This window comes from Butyrivibrio sp. NC3005, assembly GCF_000424545.1.
GTDB lineage: Bacteria > Bacillota > Clostridia > Lachnospirales > Lachnospiraceae > Butyrivibrio.
In genome coordinates this window covers 1-18,989 of record NZ_AUKC01000057.1, presented here as the reverse complement: position 1 = coordinate 18,989, position 18,989 = coordinate 1, and the positions used below count along the sequence as shown (strand labels likewise).

The following is an 18,989-nucleotide window of genomic DNA, read 5'->3' as shown; positions in this document are numbered from 1 at the left end:
GGGAGAGGTTCTTTGACAATAGGGAGCTCATCTATCTTGAACTTTTGATATTTTGGAGAATGGGCATCATCAAAGGCCCATTGCTTTAAAGGTATATATTTGCAGATAAAATTTATCAGCCAGCAATTCTGCTGATAAAGGTATTGGATTAACTGAAGTAAATAAAGTATAATGTCCATGAGCATTGGCTCCTTTCTGGATGTCGGTTTGGTGATTGACATTATACCAAAAAAGGGAGGTCAATGCTCTTTTTATTTAAACCTCCCGAGAATAAAGGATTTAGTAACAAAAAGGAGTGTCAGATTTGACACTACCCGTGAAAAAAGGAGGGATTTTTTTATGAAAAGAAAAAATATGAAATCAATTGTCAGTATCGCACTTTGCTCATCAATGATGCTTCTTTCTGGATGTTCATCGTTCAAATTGGAAGATGACAGCAGTTTAAGTTCTATTGATGAAAGTATCGATAATAAAGGTATCAGTTCTTCTGATGATAGTGTTACTGATAAAGATTCTAGTTCCAATGGAGATGCTACTACTCAAAAAGATATAAGCTCTAATAGTGATAGTACAAATAATAAGGATATAAGTTCTAACAGCAATAGTATTGATAATAAAGGTAACTCAGACTTTAGCGCCTCTAATTCTGCCGATTTATCCAAAGTCTACACTGCTTTTGCAGATTATTTGGAAAACAATCCTTTAGGCTATGAAAATAACGCAGGTGATTTCAAAGATGGTAAATACTATGTATATACTTTGGAATATGTTGATGAAGACAATACCCCTGACTTAGTCTACAGCGATATATCCGGTGTTCACGGGTCCAATATATACGTTTTAAGATACCTTGACGGAAAGGTTGTTAAGTCAGGTCCATTTGGCTCCTATGGCTATACATCTTTCTATGAAAAACAGGGAATCTTCTGTACTAGTGACTCAGGTATGGATGTTGAAGGCACATACTACTCCAAATTAACATCAAATGAAGATTACGAGTATCTTTGCAAAGAAGTTACTACTCTTTCATTTAATGATGAAGGCGAAGAAAAAGGTTCAGAAACAAAGTATTATGTCCGTGAAAAAGAAGTTTCAAAGGATGAATATACCAAATTTGTTGATGAAAATTGTAAAGGCGAACCAAAGAAATGGTCTGGCTATGAAAACGAGAACAATTACACCTACATAAACAAAGACAGCTTAAATGAGCTAAGAAATAAACAGTGACAAAAAACTATGACTTCTTGCTGAGATTTAGGATAATCATCAGCAAGAATCCTGCTTCGCAGGACAAAATTTGTCTTGACGACAAATTTTGGTCTGGTACGGTTACCTGTTTTCCTGATGAAAACAATAACCTATGAGTTTTTAGTTGGAATTGATACAACTTTTTCGTGACCACATAGCTGCGCCGCATCTAGCACACCTGTATCTTCTATAGTTACGGGTAAATTTGCTTTCGCGTAAACGGTATATTACTACGCCGCAGTTCCTACAGGTAAAAAGATATTTTGGTACAATCTTTGCAGAACTTGGTTCTTCAATTCCTTTTTCTGTACTGCTGGTAACTCTTTTAATATTATAGCCATAAGTATTGTTCATTATTATTGCATACTTTTTCCAATTCCCAGTATGTTTCATGCAATGGTCACATGTGTGAAGTATTTCATGGATTATTGTCTCTTTACAGGATTTTTCTGATATTCTATCATCTGTTAAAAGCATTTTTGCAATTTGGATTTCAAAAGTTCCATCTTTTTTTGCTCTGCACAGTCCCCAACGTTTTTGGGCTCTATTATTTATTTTCCATTCACTTATAGTACCGGTTTTGATACCTAGTGCGTGAACTTCATCAAGGCAGTTATTTTTCAGTATGTTTAAATCTTTCATCTTTTTTCCATAAGCTTTTTCATGTACTGTTTTTTGAGTTCGTTTTCGTTTTTTAGACTGTTATTTTCATTAATAAGATGCTGGATATAGCTTCTTGCAAGTACAACTCCGCCGCTGACTTCAAGGTCTTTATGCTGTTCCATTTCATCTAGCCATTTCATTAAGGATTTATATCTAATATCATTGAATGAGTTGTCTTTTTGAATAAACATAGCAAAACTCCCTTCGATTTTGATTGATTTTGGTAGAATTACAATTATAATTATTGTAGCACAAGTAACAGTTCACGAGCGTCAAAATAATAGACGCATTAGTCACAAAATAAACGGAGATACAATTTGATAGATATAATACAGAATCATGAATTATTAAAAGCATTACTTGTCGGATTGAATGTAAATGAAGACATTCAGCGTTTTGAAGCTTCTATGGATGAATTGAAAGGGCTTGCTAAGGCCGCAGATATGAAAGTGAGTGGAGTTATTACTCAAAATGCATCTGCGGTTACGTTGTCAACTTTTGTGGGAAGCGGAAAAGTTGAGGAAATAAAGAATAGAATAGCGTATGATGAAGCAGATATTGTAATTTTTAATCAGACTTTAACTCCTATGCAGATTCGAAATCTTGAGAAAGAGTTGAAAATTGAGGTTATTGACAGGACAGCTCTTATTCTTAGAATATTTGCTGATAGAGCAAGAACAAGAGAAGCAAGACTTCAGGTAGAATCAGCAAGACTTCAGTACCTATTACCAAGACTTTCGCACATGCATACAGGTCTTACAAGACAAGGTGGAGCAAGTGGTTCTAAGTCTAGTAAAGGTGCAGGTGAGAAAAAACTTGAACTTGACCGTCGTCATATTGAGCATAGACTTGCAGAGCTTAGAAGAGAACTAAAAGATGTTGAGAAAGAAAGAACAACTCAGCGTAATAAAAGGCTCTCATCACCGCTTCCAAAGGTGGCGCTTGTTGGATATACAAATGCAGGAAAATCCACAATTATGAATCATTTGATTGATAATTATTGTCAAGGCGATACACAGGAGAAAAAAGTATTAGAAAAAGATATGCTTTTTGCAACACTAGATACGACTGTCAGGAAAATAACTCCTAGTGGTCATAGATCATTTCTTTTGTCTGATACAGTAGGTTTTATTGATGACCTTCCGACAACGCTTGTAAAAGCTTTCAGATCAACACTCGAAGAAAGCTGTTATGCGGATATTATTGTTGAAGTGGTTGATTTTTCAAATCCTGATTATTCAAATCATATTTTCGTAGCAGATAATACTCTTAGAGAAATAGGAGCGGGAGAAATTCCTAGAATCTACGTTTATAATAAATCTGACATGATTACAGAAGAGATATCTTTAGTAAGAATTCCTTATGTCAGAGATAACAATATTTATATGGCAGCAGGAAAAGATATCGGATTAGAAGAACTGTTAAGCCTTATAGACAAGGTTTTGCAGCAGGGGGCAAAAGAGTATACGCTTCTTATTCCGTATTCAAATGGAAACGATATTGCTTATATTAATAACAATTGTCAGGTTTTGAGTACAGAATATCTGGAAGAAGGTACTAAACTAGTAACAAGTCTTTCCAAAAAAGATGCAGCTAAATTTAAAGAATATATAGTTGATTGAGAATAAATAGATTTTTGTCACTTCGTTCCAAAAACTGCGCAAACTGGCCATTTAAAAAGGCTTTGCCTTGGACCAGTTTGCCGCGTGATTTTTGCTAAGATTAAGATATTATCTGCTATAATCGATTAGTTCCTGACATATATCTTTTATTTCATGGCTAAATGTGCTGTTTTTGGGCCAAAGAAAAGTAAAGTTATGTTTTATTGCAAAATCTTTTAATTGAATCGGCATAAGTGATTTATTCTCTATTTCTCTTATAACAGCTGCTTTATACAGAAAGGAAATACCACAATCTTTAAGCAAAAGCTGGATGATTGTGTGCATGTTTTCAACCTGTATAAATTTTGCAAAATCATCTGTTGTATAATTTCCAAGAGAAAGCATTCTTTCTAAGATATTTCTAGTGCCAGATCCTGGTTCTCTTACTAGAAGTCTTTCTGAAAACAAATCTTTCAGATATTCTGGTTTTTTATCAAAAATATGAGTTGAACAGCACACTGGTATGAATTCTTCTGAGCTGAATAATAATGTGTCATATTTTTTTACATCAAAATAGCCCTCAACGAGCGCAAATGCAATACTTCCATTTTCGAGTGATTTTAATAGCTCAGCTGTATTCCCAAAATGTATTTTGAAATTTGTATCACTGTGTTTGGAAATATATTTGCTTACAGGATTTGCAATTATATATTCTCCAATTGTCATGGTTACACCAAAGGAAATTGAACTGATTTTGTTATTATCATTAGATAAATGCCTAAATAACAATTGTTCATCATTATTTATTTGATTCATTTTTTCATAAAAAATTTTTCCGTTTTCTGTTAAAAAAATTTTTTTCCCGACCTGATAAAAAAACTTAGAGTTGTATTCTTTTTCCAGAAAATGAATATGCTGAGAAACTGCCGGCTGAGTAATATTTAATTCCTTGGAAGCTTGCGTATAATTCATATATTTACAAACACTCAAAAATGTTTTGATTCTAAAATCTAACACCTAAATACCATCCTATACTATAAATTTTATTTATAATTTCATTATAATATATAATTTTATTTTTTACCTATGCAAAACTATAATTAAACATGTTTGAAATTTTTGATAAACGTTTACGTGGAGGTAATTATGAATTTTTTGAAAAAGAATGGATATGGAATTATAGTTTGTCTGTTAATTTCTATTCCGGCATGGTTTATAGGGAAAAAGTTTCCGGTTATTGGAGGGGCGGTTATTTCTATTATTACAGGAATGATTATATCTCTTTTCTGGAATGATAAAGAAAAAGCGGCAGATGGTATCAAATTCACATCAAAAGTGATCCTGCAAACAGCAGTGGTGTTGTTGGGATTTGGTATGAATCTGGGAGTAGTATTTGAAACCGGAAAAGAATCGCTTCCAATAATTATTTGTACTATATCAACATCGCTTATTGTCGCATATATTATAAAAAAAGTGTTGAAGATTAATAGTAATACTGCAACACTAGTGGGCGTAGGGTCATCAATTTGTGGTGGTTCTGCAATAGCAGCAACAGCACCGGTTATCGATGCTGATGAAGACGATGTGGCGCAGGCAATTTCAGTAATTTTCTTTTTCAATGTGCTGGCAGCATTGTTTTTTCCTACTTTTGGAAAAGTGTTAGGTTTTGATATTTCAACAGGAAATGCATTCGGAATTTTTGCTGGAACTGCTATTAATGATACTTCATCTGTTACAGCTGCCGCATCTACATGGGATAGTATGTGGAATCTTGGAACTCAGACATTGGATAAAGCAGTAACTGTTAAGCTGACAAGAACTCTTGCTATTATTCCAATTACATTAGTACTTGCTATGATAAAGGCCAAAAAGTCTAAAATTGATGGAAATAAAACAGGAAACTTTAGTTTTAAAAGAGCTTTTCCTATGTTTATACTGTACTTTTTAATTGCAAGTATAGCAACTACGGTTGCAATTAACTGTAATGTAGGAACAGAGTTTTTTGCACCACTAAAAGAACTTAGCAAATTTTTTATTATCATGGCTATGGCAGCTATTGGACTTAACAGTAATGTGATTAAACTTATTAAAAACGGTGGAAAGCCAGTGCTACTGGGCGGATTTTGCTGGATTGGTATAACAGTTGTAAGTCTTGTTATGCAGAAAGTAATGGGAATTTGGTAATTACTTTTTTGAAGGGATGCACCTAAAAAAATATAGATTTTTGTCACTGCGTTCCAAAAACCACGCAAACTGGCCATTTTAAAAGGCTTCGCCTTGGACCAGTTTGCCACTTGAGAGTTTTTTATTATCTAACTCTGCGCCGCTTTCATATCCTGCTTACGCTTATACATTGCGGCATCTGCACGCATAAACACTTCATTTACGCTTTTATCAATTGCAGGATCATATAATGCCACTCCGATTGCAGCAGATATTTTATCCCACGGCTGAAGATATATGTCTTCAGCTATTATATTTATTGAATCATTGAAATCTTTCACTAACCTGTCTATACTTTCGTAATCTCTATTTCTAAGAACAACAACAAACTCATCTCCTCCTATTCTGAATACCGGAGAATGCTTAAAAACCTCGCATACAAGTTTGCAAAGCTTTTTTATTGCCAAATTACCCTTTTCATGGCCATATTGATCATTGATTTTCTTTAGAAAATTCAAATCAACCATAGCAAAACCAAATTTTGTCTTTCCTTTTTTCAAATCTTCTTCGAGTTTTTGAATTAATTCGTCATAGGCATTTTTATTTCTTATTCCAGTAAGCGCGTCTCTATTTGCAAGGTTTCTAAGCTCATCTGCATGCTGTTTTGTTTCTGTAAGTTCCCAGGTGGTTTTAACCAAGTTCTTCATATAGCTATCAAGTTCTAATATCATCGACGCAGTTTCATTTGCGAGCGAAGAAATCTCATCCTTACTTTTGTATTCTGTAGCTATTGAACTAGCAATAACAGGGTCCTTATATTCAGTATATTTTTTCACACCAGTCATTAGGTTTTCAAGTTTTGCAATATACTTTCTGTCTATGTACCACAATAATAACTGCATACCTAAAATCTGTATAAGACCAATAATAATCATTTGCCAAAGAGTATTAAGCAATATTATTTTATTTACACTTCCAATCGTCACTTCCAGCCCGATTAGACCCATTTTTTTATTATTGATTATAACTGGCGAGTAAAAAGCATATGTCTTCCCAAACTCATTATCGAATTCATCGAAGCCTGTAGCTTCACGTCCAGTTTCCCATGCCTGCCACAACATCTCATGACCTTGTAAAGGATTATTTGCTTTTATTCCCAATTCTATATAATCTGTATTCCCAATCGTCTTTTTTTCACGAACAGCATCAACTATATAGCAAACAGTTTCTTTATCATTTTCAGGCATAATATAGTAAGCATACTCTATGTTAAATGTTTTCTTTGCCGATTCAAAAATATAAAGCCAATACTCGTGCATATAGATTCCGTAAGCATACTTTACTTCATCATTTAACTGTTCAAACAATATATCAACATCTAATGTTCTTCCAGGGTAATACTTAGTCATTTGTTCAAAATAATATTTTTGAGAGTCCAGATAGTTACCATTGTAGTCGTAAGGAATATTCATATTTGGATAGTTTTCCAAAAAATAATCCTGATAATGCACAAAATGCCCCTGCTCCCCATTGATAAGATTTTGTAGATGCATAGACATATTCATGATATTTGTTTGGGTCTGTCTTTTGCTTAATTCTATTTGTAAAAAATAAGTTATTATTCCTATTACCAATAAAATTACTATGGTAAATGAAACAAATAGAATTCCAAACTTAAAAAGAAGACTATTATGTTTTTTTATCATATTCTTTTCTAAAAATGAGACTACGATTCTTTTAGGTTACTAAATAAATTCTATTTTATTTATCGGATTTATAATTATACTGAATTAGCTAAAAAATATTTAAAAAAGACATAAATATCCGGAAAACTTTGCTTTCATAAAGCGTTAATTCGTAATACAATCATTATTGTAGTTATTAGTCATACTTATATTATTCACATTATGGGAGGATTAGTAGTGAAAAGCAAAAGAGTATCGCTTATAATAGCTTTAATGTCCGTAGCAATGTGCGGATGTAATCCAAAAACACAGGGGGAAAGCAGCATGGCATTAGCAAATGACAAGGAGAACAACATGACAGTTGAAAGTTGCAAAGAAAACAGTATATCAATTGATAACAGCGGAAAGGATATGAGCTCATTTGCCTCAGGTATTAAAACTGATGATAATGAAAAAGCTTCAGATACCGAGTTTGTTCTAAATGATGAGATTGATGAGCACTGCCCTTCATCATATGAAACAACAAGGAAAGATGTTACATATGGAAACTTTACCCATGGAACTTACTATTCCAAAACTTGTAAAATGGATAGAGGTTATTCTATTCTTCTTCCATCAGACTATTCTAAGGATAAAAAATATCCTGTTCTTTACCTTTTGCATGGCATCTTTGGAGATGAGTATTCTTTTTCCAATGACAAGAGTAACAAAATAAGAGAAATTGAAGGCAATATGGCTGCTGATGGCCTTATTGATGACACTATAATTGTGTGTCCTAATATGTATGCAACATCAGATCCTAATCAGAAACCAGGTTTTGATAATAAAAGCTGTATTCCTTATGATAACTTCATCAACGATCTTGTAAATGACCTTATGCCTCATATTGAGAGTGAATATTCTGTTCTAACAGGAAGAGAAAACACATATCTTGCAGGATTTTCAATGGGAGGAAGAGAAACAATCTATATAACTCTTCAAAGGCCTGAACTTTTCGGATATGTTTGCGCTATTTCTGCTGCACCTGGAATCGTACCTACTACAGATAAGTTCATGACTCATAAAGGAACTATCACTGAAGATGAAATGAAATTTAAAGATGATGCCATAAAACCAGATAAGTTTATTATCTGCTGCGGTACAAAGGATTCAGTGGTTGGAACATATCCAAAACAGTACCATGAACTTCTTGAGAAAAACGGATCAAAGCACATATGGTACGAAATTCCTGGTGCAGACCATGATAATAATGCAATTAAGAGCGGATTATTTAATCTATTCAAAAAGATTGCGTTAAAAAAAGCAAATTCATAATGCTAGATTCATATAATCAAGCTAAAGCGCGTCTGCGACGAAATATGCAAACATCAAAACGGACTACATAAAAACAAAAAAGCTGCAAGCCTTGAATAATTTTTGGTTTGCAGCTTTTTCAATATAACTTTATTCTAACTTTTTATTCAACTTCAATTTAGTGAGCTGATACTTTCTGAGCTTCAATGCATTTTGCATCAGACTCATTTAACAGAATACGCACATTTGCAAGTCCTTTTCTTACTGATGGAACTGCAAGAACTGCTACTGTGATAGCACCTTCTGCAAGGATATAAATTCCGTTATAAGACAAAGAATAAATCCAAACATTCTGTCCTTTTGGAGCATATGAGCCAAAGAAGATAACGCCTGAAATCACAGCAAATATAAGTCTTCCAAGAATTCCAACAACATATCCAGAAACCATTCCATACTTTTTTCCAGATACTATTCCTGCAAGACCAAGTGCGCCAAATGCAAGAATATAATCAATAAAAAGCTGTGGTACACTGATAACGTAAGGATCTGTTATCATCTGCAAAATTCCATAAGCAACGCCTGCCATAAGACCACTTCTAAGACCATACAAATATCCTACAAAGCAGATAAAAAACATTGAAAAAAGTGTTACGGAACCACCTTGTGGAAGATGAATAATCTTAAAATTAGAAGTGACAAAAGCAAGTGCAACTGCCATTCCGCTAACAACCAGCTGTCTTGTACTAAATTTTGTCTTTTTCTGCGTATTCGTAAAAAAGCAAGCTACTAAAAGTGCAAGAACAATTACTCCAATGAAAACTGCATAACCCGGTACTGTAAGGCTACTATAAACAGAATCCTTATCAGATACAAAAAATGTTGACATAAAAATCCTTTCCGGATAATGAAATAATTGAAAAAAATCCCAAACATTTCTTACCCATAGCAAAATTATTTTATGAAAACATGCAAAGGGAATTTGAGCAGATACAAATCAGTATCACAAAACAACAAAGCATTCAAATGATAACAACTTGTCGCTCATAGAAAAAAGACGCTTCCTTCCGCCAGTATTACCTGGTTCAAGTATTAAGGGTCGAAGCCACAAAAGCTTCTTCTCAGCAAAGCTCCCCTAGCAAGTATTCTATAATAATTTAGCACAAAAAAGCACTATTGTGAAGACTGTTAGAAATAATATATAGTCTTGTCACTACTATTTAAGAAAGAATACTGTACAAAAAAGCTTCTTGGCGGATTCATTATAGAATTCGATGGTTCTAAAAACAAATCCGCCAGAATACTTCTAAAAACTCAAAAACTATTCAGCAGAAAATTTGAATAGTAGTTCCTAATGCAAAAGAGTATATAAGGCAATCTTTAACTGTTTTATGAGTGATTCTTTCAATTGCTTCTTTATAATACTGAAGCTGAACTTTGTACCTGTCTACAAGTTCAGTTTCAGTATTAACACGGTCTGTTTTATAGTCAAGAAGTACAATCTGATCATCTTCTTCAAAATATACGTCTATTACACCCTGTATCATTACAAGTTCTCCCTCAGGAAGTTTCTCATCTATGCGCCTTGCTTCAATTCCCATCATGAACTGTTTTTCACGCTTTAGTCTACTTGCTTTGAAGGCTTCTTTAAATCTTTTTCCTGTTTCGCTATTTAGAAAAGTCTCAATATCTCTTGCATGGACACTTCTTGCATACCCTTCTTCCATCTTGCCTTCTTTTTCCTTTTTCAGCATCCATTTGAATATCTCTTTTTCTGAAATATTATCAATTTCAAGAACCTCTGCATCCAGAAGTTCCATAACTTTATGATATGCAGTTCCTCTCTTTGCTCCCTTTATTTCCTGCTTTTCCTGTATAAAATTTGGAACAATTTCTTTTTCCTCAGCATTTTTTATCATTTCATAAACAGGTTCCGTTTCCTCGACATAAGAAGCCTTTTTCAGCTCTGTAACAGTCGTCTTAGTAAACAGATTTTCATAAGCTTTATGACTATATTCAAAAGAAAAATTCCGCTCAAGTTTTTTCCTGAGTTCTTCATATCCATCTTCAAAAACAGCTTCTTCAGATAATCTCTCTTTCCTAATAGCAGCATCAACTTGCTCTACAACAATTTGAGCCTTTATTTCAGATTCTGGTATTGCATAAAGCTTAATAGGCGGAATCGTAAGTTTACTTCCATCATCTACCTTCATAAGGCTCATATCAACTCCTAGCTCTGTTCCAAAATTTCTAATGGCAGGATGCGTTGAAAGCGCCATTAGTATAAGACTCTGGTAATTTCCTGCACCATTTCTAGCCGAGAACGGAAGAAGCTGTTCTTGTTCTTTTGGTCCTTTTTGCATGGACAGAACTATGTTAGCTTCGATTCTTTTTTCCAGATTCTTTACCTGAGATACCATAATAAGCTTTTCTTTGGCTCTTGTCATCGCAACATACAGTACTCTAAGTTCTTCACCAAGCTGATCTCTTTTCATCTTGCCTGAAATCATACTCCACCTAGGCGTATTAGATATGCATCTAAGTCCTAAATTCACAGCTTTCATGCCCACACCCATATCCTCATCCAAAAGAACTGGCTGCATAGCATCAAGAGTATTGAATCTCTTAGAAAGACCAGCCACAAATACAATAGGAAACTCTAGTCCCTTACTCTTATGAATACTCATAATGCGCACAACATCTGCGTTTTCATCCAGTACATTAGCCTCTCCAAAGTCCACCTCATACTTTTGGAGTTCTTCAATATATCTGACAAAATGAAACAATCCTCTAAAGCTTGTCCTTTCAAAAGATCTGGCTCTTTCCATCAGCATTTCGACATTTGCTTTTCTTCTTACTCCGCCAGGCATTGCTGTAACATAATCTCTATATCCGGTGCTTCCTACTATATACTCTAGAAGTTCATGAACAGGCATATAGAAAGATTTTTTTCTCAAGTCTCTTATAAACGCAAGAAATGCACAGATTTTATCAGCTAAACAAGCAAAAAAATCTATATCATTTACAAGTGCATATTCTAACGCTACTTTAGTGTTACCACTATCTGCCTTTCCGGGAGTTTCTTCTTTTTCCTGACTTTCTACTATATCTTTATTAATAAAATCCTTTGCTTTTTCTATTAGCAATAGATTTTCATAAAAAGTTCTTCCGCTATCTAATTCTTCATTGCCTTCTTCATTGCCTTCTTCGTTTTCTTTGATTTCTGTTTCTTCTTTATCTGATATTTCTTCTACTTGCTCTTTATTTTTTAGAGCACGCATTTTCCTGTCATACGCTTTTACAAAAGCTTTTATTCTAGCAAGTTCTTCATTTGAAAAATCTCCAATATATGAATGCATTACACTTACAAGTGGTATATCAACTCTCGGATTGTCGATAACTTTGCACAGATTTAAAAGTGTTGATACTTCTATTGCACTAAAATAACCTGTCCTTGATTCGACATAAGCTGGTATTCCCTCTGACTCTAGAATTTTTCTAAACGTATCATCCCAGCCTGCTGTTGTTCGCAGCAAAATAACAATATCTTTCTTAAGAACTTTTCTAAAGCCTCCATTCCCATCAGAAACCATGCCATCTTTAAGAAGCTCTTTTATTCTTTTACTAATAAGCATAGCTTCCTGCTGCCTCGGACTAAGCTTGGTATCAGGCGTGATAGTTTTAGTGTCTTCCATGCCCCAAGCACTTTCTTCATTTTGCGTGTCATCTTCATCTTCATCATCACTTGAAGAATCGTCTTTTTGTATAAACCAAAACTCAGTAGCGAATTTTCTGCTGTTTTCTTCCTCTGATTCATACACAGGATACGTGGCACCTGCTTCCAGCATAGCGTCCCTATCATAGAACACACCACCAAGATCATTTCCCATTATTCTCTTGAAAATAAAGTTAACAACATCCAGCACTTCTTTTCTGCTTCGGAAGTTTTTATGAAGATCTATTCTTCTTTCTTTTGCTTCATCACTCTTATCATAAGTGTAAAGCTTATCCATGAAAATCTGTGGTCTTGCTTTTCTAAAGCTATAAATACTCTGCTTTACATCACCTACCATAAATCTATCAAAACACTCTTCTTTTTTAGAAGCAATTGAAGAAAGAATAAGTTCCTGAACCATGTTTGAATCCTGATATTCGTCAATCAGAATTTCCTTATAAAACTCACTATAGGATAATGCAACATCAGTAGGATTATACCCGCCTTTTTCTTCATCTTTACTTACCAAGATGTTAAGTGCAAAATGTTCCATATCACCAAAGTCTATGATATTTTGTTCTCTCTTTTCATTATCCAGTCTCTCCAGAAACTCTAAGGTAAGCCTGCACAACTCATTCAATGCTCTTTGGGCAACTGCACTGTTATCTATAATTGTTTCTTTATCCAAAGCAAAATATTTTTCCTGCAAATCTTTTCTTACAGATTTAACATTATCTCTTATACTCTTTACCATTTCTCTTTTGTATGGAGAGATTGCATCGTCTTTTTTGGTAGAAAGCCTCTTAAATTCCATAAGAAACAGGCTTCTTCTAAAATCCTCATAGCTTTGTAATGTCTCTATCTTCTCAAATTCCTGACGCTCACTTTCCAAAAGATCTGCGTAAATATATGGTCCATCAGGCTGTGAACAGATATTTATAGCTTCAGTCAATGAATCAACACATTCTTTTATTTTTCTTGAAGACTCTTTGATATACTCTTTTACCCAATCTGTATCATCAAAGTTCTCTGCAGAAATTTCATAATCTTTGGATATTTTCTTTATAAAATCTTCTGGCCATGGCATACTCTGAGAAAAGTGGAATAGCTGAAGAATCCTTTCTTCTATTCCTTTATCCTGATTGCCTTTTTCAAAATACTCTGATGCAAAAAGAAATTCTTCATCAGCCTCTAAGTATTTTTGTTCAAGAAAATCTGCGATTACACTCTCTTCAAGAAGTTTAATCTCACCTTCGTCTGCTACTCTATAAGAAGGATCAAGACCTATTTCATTGAAATTATTCCTAATAACATACTGACAGAAAGAGTCAATTGTCGTTATCTGTGCAGTATGAATAAGTGTCTCCTGCCTTTGGAGATGCTTATTATCCGGCTCTTCAATGAGTTTTTTCTCAATAGCTTTAGTAATACGCTCTTTCATCTGAGCTGCTGCAGCTCTAGTAAAAGTCACTACCAAAAGTCTATCTATATCAATTGGATTTTGACCGTTTCCACCTGTTATAAGCTGTATAATTCTTTCAACAAGAACAGCTGTTTTGCCAGAACCTGCTGCAGCTGATACCAATAGGTTTGAATTTCTGGCATCAATTACTTTTTGCTGCTCGTTTGTAAATTTTACATCTCCCATGTCATTCCTCCATTTTTTTCAATGCCTCATCTTTACTTAGCTTTTCTAGACTCCTCTTACCAAATCCATCAATGGACGGGTCGAATCTGCATATCGAATGGAAGCCACAATAGGTGCAAGCACTTCTTTGCCCCATTTCATACGGATTTATCTCTATATCACCATCTAGAATACGTCTGCCATACTCTTTAATCTTTTTGGTAACATAGGCTGACACTTTCTTATAATCCTCTTTTTCTATAGTCTTTGAAGCAGCTGACAAAGAACCATCTTTCTTCCTTTTAACCGGAATAACATCGGATTCCTTAACAGATGGGTCTGCAAGGTCATTATCTAGTAATTCTATAACCTTATCATCACTGTTTATAACACCTGTGGTCTTAAGTTCTTCTCGAATCTTTCGATTTATTGTTTCAGGAGTGTCACTTCCATCCTTAGAAACAAGCGGATCTTCAACATGATAGTATAAAAGTGCTGCCGGGATGACTTCTTTATCCTTATGAAGATTTTCCTCCATAGCAGCTGCAACATTCATGTATAATACAAGCTGTAGCGACAGACCATAATAAACTGATGCTATATCGAAAGATTTATTTCCTGATTTAAAATCGATTATTTTAACATAAATATTTTTGTTCTCGTCTTCTGCAAGGTCAAGTCTATCAATTCTTCCATGAAGAGTCATCTTCTGCCTGATTTTTTCTTTTTCATCATCAGTTAACGCAATATTAATCTCATCAATATCTCCTGCCTGACTAAAATCCATTTCCACTTTGTCAGGATAAAAAGAACCTTTTCTTAGCTGATAACTAAGTGACTCTATAGTTCTAGAGAGTATTCTCCTAATTCTTTCAATAACAAACTGATTACGGGCAGTTGAATACAATATTGTTTCGCCATAACTTTTTGTATATTCCTCCAAAGCTTCCGCAAGAACCTCATCACCCTCTTCTTTAGTAAAGCTCTTCCAGTTCATTCCTTTTTCATTAAGCTTGATAGAGAAAAGCTCTAAAACTCCATGGAATACATTTCCAAGGTCAGCCACTCCAAATTCATATTCTTTTCGTTCTTCAAGTCCTAATCCATACTTTACAAAATGCTCATAACAGCAAGATGCAAAAGTTTCAAGTCTGCTGACACTGTTTTCTAAATAATTTCCATATAAAGCCGCAGCAAGAGTCTTTGGAAGAGGTGTATTCTGATACCTCAAAAATGCAGCTTTTTTTAATTTATCCATATCTTCTTTACTAGTCTTCTTCAAAAGATCATAAAGCGTAAGGAACTCTTTTTCTTCTTCTGCCGTTAAATATCCATCTGAATAATCTCTTATAAGTTCTGCTGCCTTTTTTCCTGCATCCTCAATAGTAAGAAGGTTCTTTATTACATCCTGATTTGTATTAGTCTTTTCTTTAAGCAATTTAAACATTCCCTTTAGTTTCCCTATAAGATACGCCGGTCTCATACTCTTTCCATCTGAAGAAATAAGAGAATATGACAGATACAACTGTTGGGAAGGTTTTGTAAGGTTCATATACAGATATAATCGTTGAATATACATCTGCTGTCTTGGTGTTGGTGCAAGTTCAATGTCACCTGCATTGTCCTTAAGAAACTCTCTGTCTATATCAGATAACAGACCACCCTCTCCTGCACGTTTTGGAATATTTGTATCATTTACCCCCAGAAAAAGAAGATATTTAATGTTAGAAAGTCTGCTTCGCTCAATATCTCCTACAGTAACATAATCAACATTTTGAGGGATAGTTCCAACTTCGATATCTCCAAAACCTGCATCAAGAATATCCATATATTCTTTCCAGTCAATTTTCTCATCGCCCAGCAAAAGAGCTATCTGATCAAGCAAATTCATAATCTTTTCATAAATCTGCTCATATTCTTTTGCCCTTATTAAATCTCCTTTCTCGCGGAAAGAAGCTGCATAATTCTGCAATTTCTTTTCAGCACTGCTTCTAATAATAAATTCATACAAAGCTTTGGTCATTTCAAGAACCGATTGATTGATACAATTAACCAAAGGTTCCATAATAGTCACAACACTCTGCCTCATAGTGTTTAACTTTTCTAGAAGTGCCACGTCATACTCTACATCTTTTTGAGTCTTTTGGTTTGATTTTGAGATTTTCGTGAAAATATCTTCCCATGCCTTATGCCCTCTTATCCCAAAACTTCTAACATAGTTTTCGAGTTCATCTATGTCATCATTTTCAAAATCAGTCATTCCACTTCGCATAAAATGAAATACAGTTTCATAACTGTAATCATTTCTGACCATATTGATAGCACTTCTAATATATTCAATAAAAGGATTGAGTCTTATGTTACTTGTTTTATCTATATATACAGGCACATGGAAATTTTGTGCCATTCTTTCAATTATCTCGTTATAGCATTCAAGATCTCCGCAGCAGATAGCAAAGTCACGATAGAACACATCGCTACTGGCCATGACAGTTCTTCTTATATGCATCAAAGCGTTTCTTACTTCATCTTCGATATTGTCTGCTTGAGCAACTATTATGTTTTGTGAGACATCTTTGTCATAAACAGAATGCTTATATCTAAAAAGATTTTCTTCCAAAAATGCCATTGGAGGATTGTCCTTCAATCTTTGTACAGTCTTTGCTTCTTCATCATAATGAAGAAACACATCATCTTTTCTTCCGTTTTCTGACAATCTATACTCTTTGTAATGCTCATAATCAGGAGTCTGCAAAGGGTCAAGATGCATTAGAGCCTGCCACTGACACTTTATCAAAGATTCCATAGTCTTCTTACTAAGGAAAAAAAGTTCCTGCTCATCGGTTATGTCCTGATACGGATCTACTTCTTCTCCCATATCAAGAGTAATAATAACCTGACTAGCAACTTCTATTATTTTCTCTAATACCTGATACTGTATCGGAGTAAAACCAGTAAATCCATCGAATACAACTACGCTTCCTGCAAGAAGCCTGCATCCATCTATACGATCTTTAAGTATGCCCATTGTTTCTTCTGCTGAAACAAACTTATTCTCAGTATATTTTTGAAACTCGCTAAATAACAGCCCCAGGTCACTTAGCTTTCCCCTGAGCGCTCCATGCCCGTTAGCAGCATTTGCAAGCATATCAATGTCTTCTCTTACCAGTCCATATTGCATAAACTCGGATATTGTCGATTTAACTTCATCTATATATCCTGCTCTGTGCATAAAGCTACCTATCACAGGAAGTTTATCCTTATTGAGTTCAGCAACATGCCTTAAAATAAGACTCTTACCAACATCATCCAATACCGGCAATTTCTGACTTCCCGTTTCTTCAAATACTCTATGAGACAATCTGCCAAACGAAAGAACATCTATATTCATTATTCCATGGTCTGGATGAAGCCTGATCATATCCATCTGCGTCTGCATGGTAAACTGATCCGGAACAATATAAAGAAAATTCTGGTCAGGATTTTCCTGCGCTTTATTTATAAATTCCTGGTAAAGCCTTGTACTTTTTCCAGAGCCTGAAGCTCCAAAATAAAACTTTAACATTATTTACTCCTCGTTTAAATTGTGGTGGATTTTTTAGCTATCTTTTAGTATATCATAGGTGAATTTCACAAGCCTGACTGCCTAAATAATTTTAAACGATATTTTCAAAAATAATTAGCCGCTATTTTATCAAATGCGATAAAATAGATTTAGGGTTTATCAAAAAAGATTTATAAGGAGGGTAAATTGAGAAAAAAATTTTTTTCATCAACATTTTTCAAAAGAGGGGCAGCTTTACTATCGTCTATTATCCTTTCAGCAGGATGCTTTAATGCTCAAGCGATAATATCAACTGCCAAAACAGTTGGATATGTTAACGAACTAACAGGTCTTCCTACAACTGTAAGTCCTCTTCAACGACCAATTGCAGTTATGATTGACAATGATAAAAGAGCCAATCCTCATTACGGACTTGGAGAAGCTGACATTGTCTATGAAATGGTCAATAGCACAGCGAATAAAAGGGTTACAAGACTAATGGCCATTTACAAAGATTACAACACTATCAGCAGAATAGGAAATATCAGATCAACACGTCCTACCAATATAATGCTTGCTGCTGAGTATAATGCTGTGCTTATTCATGATGGAGGGCCTTACTACAACAATTCACATTTTAAAAGATCCAAAATCGACCATATTTCTGGTGGATTTTCTAGAATCAAAAATGGAAAAAAATCTGAATTCACTGAATATGTAACCACTGGCCAAGTAAAAAGAAAAATGGCAGCTGCAAAAATTTCTCCAAACTATACTTTCCTTGCAGGAAATCATTTTAATTTTGGAGTTAATAATCTGGCAGCAAGAGCTGATAGTTATTCTGCTCTAAATGCTTATTTGCCATTTCCTCACAATTCAACCCAGTTCCATTATGACGCTTCCAAGAATCTCTACAATTTCAAGGAGCTTGGAAAACTGGTAAAAGATGGTGATGATAAACAGTCAGTTGCATTTACAAATCTTATTATTCTCAACTGTCCAATGGTTAAGCTAGATAAAAAAGGTTATGTAATCTACAATATTATTTCTCAAAACAGACCAGGATACTACATTTCTGGTGGAAGAATGATACCGATTGCATGGTCCAAAACAGGTGATGCCACAAAGATGACATTCTCGACTCTTGATGGAAAAGAACTAATAGTAAATCCTGGAAAAACTTACATTGGAATTGTCCCTGAAGATAGTTGGAACAAAGTATTTATAGGATAAGTAAATAAAAATAAATCAAACAAAAAGCCTCCAGTTAGGATTGATATCTACCAAGAATCCTAATTGGAGGCTCTTTTGAAATATGATTGAGCAGGATTCTTGCTGATGATTATCCTAAATCTCAGCAAGAAGTCATAGATTTTTGTCACTGCGTTCCAAAAACTACGCAAACTGGCCATTTGTAAAGGCTTCGCCTTGGACCAGTTTGCCGCTTGACTTT

General features: G+C 34.4%; 12 protein-coding genes, 1 pseudogene and 1 riboswitch. Of the genes and pseudogenes, 5 read left to right on the top strand and 8 right to left on the bottom strand.

What is annotated here, in order from left to right; all coding sequences use genetic code 11:
• Nucleotides 1–179 (bottom strand): annotated as a pseudogene (locus G634_RS22020) (transposase); the annotation flags it as partial.
• A 160-nt stretch (nt 180–339) separates the two neighbouring features.
• On the opposite strand from G634_RS22020, the gene G634_RS0113415 reads away from it, so the two are divergent.
• A complete protein-coding gene (locus G634_RS0113415; protein WP_026505715.1) occupies nt 340–1,227 on the top strand; it encodes a hypothetical protein in 888 nt (295 codons plus the stop codon).
• Nucleotides 1,228–1,368: 141 nt separating this feature from the next.
• On the opposite strand, the gene G634_RS0113410 is transcribed toward G634_RS0113415, so the two are convergent.
• Entirely contained in the window at nt 1,369–1,890 is a 522-nt protein-coding gene (locus G634_RS0113410) for a SprT-like domain-containing protein (RefSeq protein WP_026505714.1), read from the bottom strand.
• Complete coding sequence (locus tag G634_RS0113405; protein WP_026505713.1) at nt 1,887–2,102, bottom strand: hypothetical protein; 216 nt, start codon at nt 2,100–2,102, stop codon at nt 1,887–1,889. The genes G634_RS0113410 and G634_RS0113405 overlap by 4 nt, the downstream gene beginning before the upstream one ends.
• 126 nt (nt 2,103–2,228) lie before the next feature.
• On the opposite strand from G634_RS0113405, the gene hflX reads away from it, so the two are divergent.
• Entirely contained in the window at nt 2,229–3,533 is a 1,305-nt protein-coding gene (gene hflX, locus G634_RS0113400) for a GTPase HflX (protein ID WP_242826820.1), read from the top strand.
• A gap of 108 nt (nt 3,534–3,641) precedes the next feature.
• Here hflX and G634_RS0113395 read toward each other — a convergent pair whose 3' ends face one another.
• Nucleotides 3,642–4,529 (bottom strand): LysR family transcriptional regulator, encoded by an 888-nt coding sequence (locus tag G634_RS0113395; protein WP_026505711.1) that lies wholly within the window; start codon nt 4,527–4,529, stop codon nt 3,642–3,644.
• A 129-nt stretch (nt 4,530–4,658) separates the two neighbouring features.
• Here G634_RS0113395 and G634_RS0113390 point away from each other — a divergent pair, with 129 nt between their 5' ends.
• Complete coding sequence (locus G634_RS0113390; RefSeq protein WP_026505710.1) at nt 4,659–5,696, top strand: YeiH family protein; 1,038 nt, start codon at nt 4,659–4,661, stop codon at nt 5,694–5,696.
• A gap of 128 nt (nt 5,697–5,824) precedes the next feature.
• On the opposite strand, the gene G634_RS0113385 is transcribed toward G634_RS0113390, so the two are convergent.
• Complete coding sequence (locus G634_RS0113385; protein ID WP_081676633.1) at nt 5,825–7,381, bottom strand: GGDEF domain-containing protein; 1,557 nt, start codon at nt 7,379–7,381, stop codon at nt 5,825–5,827.
• 216 nt (nt 7,382–7,597) lie between these two features.
• On the opposite strand from G634_RS0113385, the gene G634_RS19280 reads away from it, so the two are divergent.
• A complete protein-coding gene (locus tag G634_RS19280; RefSeq protein ID WP_051234002.1) occupies nt 7,598–8,674 on the top strand; it encodes an alpha/beta hydrolase in 1,077 nt (358 codons plus the stop codon).
• Between the two features lie 157 nt (nt 8,675–8,831).
• Here G634_RS19280 and thiT read toward each other — a convergent pair whose 3' ends face one another.
• From thiT to G634_RS0113365, 3 genes are all read right to left on the bottom strand, one after another.
• Entirely contained in the window at nt 8,832–9,539 is a 708-nt protein-coding gene (gene thiT / locus G634_RS19275) for an energy-coupled thiamine transporter ThiT (RefSeq protein ID WP_051234000.1), read from the bottom strand.
• A gap of 156 nt (nt 9,540–9,695) precedes the next feature.
• Nucleotides 9,696–9,797: riboswitch (TPP riboswitch) on the bottom strand.
• 178 nt (nt 9,798–9,975) lie between these two features.
• Nucleotides 9,976–14,013, bottom strand: a complete 4,038-nt coding sequence (locus tag G634_RS0113370; protein ID WP_026505708.1) for a UvrD-helicase domain-containing protein — start codon at nt 14,011–14,013, stop codon at nt 9,976–9,978.
• A gap of 1 nt (nt 14,014) precedes the next feature.
• Nucleotides 14,015–17,557, bottom strand: a complete 3,543-nt coding sequence (locus G634_RS0113365) for a PD-(D/E)XK nuclease family protein (protein ID WP_081676631.1) — start codon at nt 17,555–17,557, stop codon at nt 14,015–14,017.
• A gap of 186 nt (nt 17,558–17,743) precedes the next feature.
• Here G634_RS0113365 and G634_RS19270 point away from each other — a divergent pair, with 186 nt between their 5' ends.
• Entirely contained in the window at nt 17,744–18,769 is a 1,026-nt protein-coding gene (locus G634_RS19270) for a DUF3048 domain-containing protein (RefSeq protein ID WP_051233998.1), read from the top strand.
• Nucleotides 18,770–18,989: the final 220 nt, after the last annotated feature.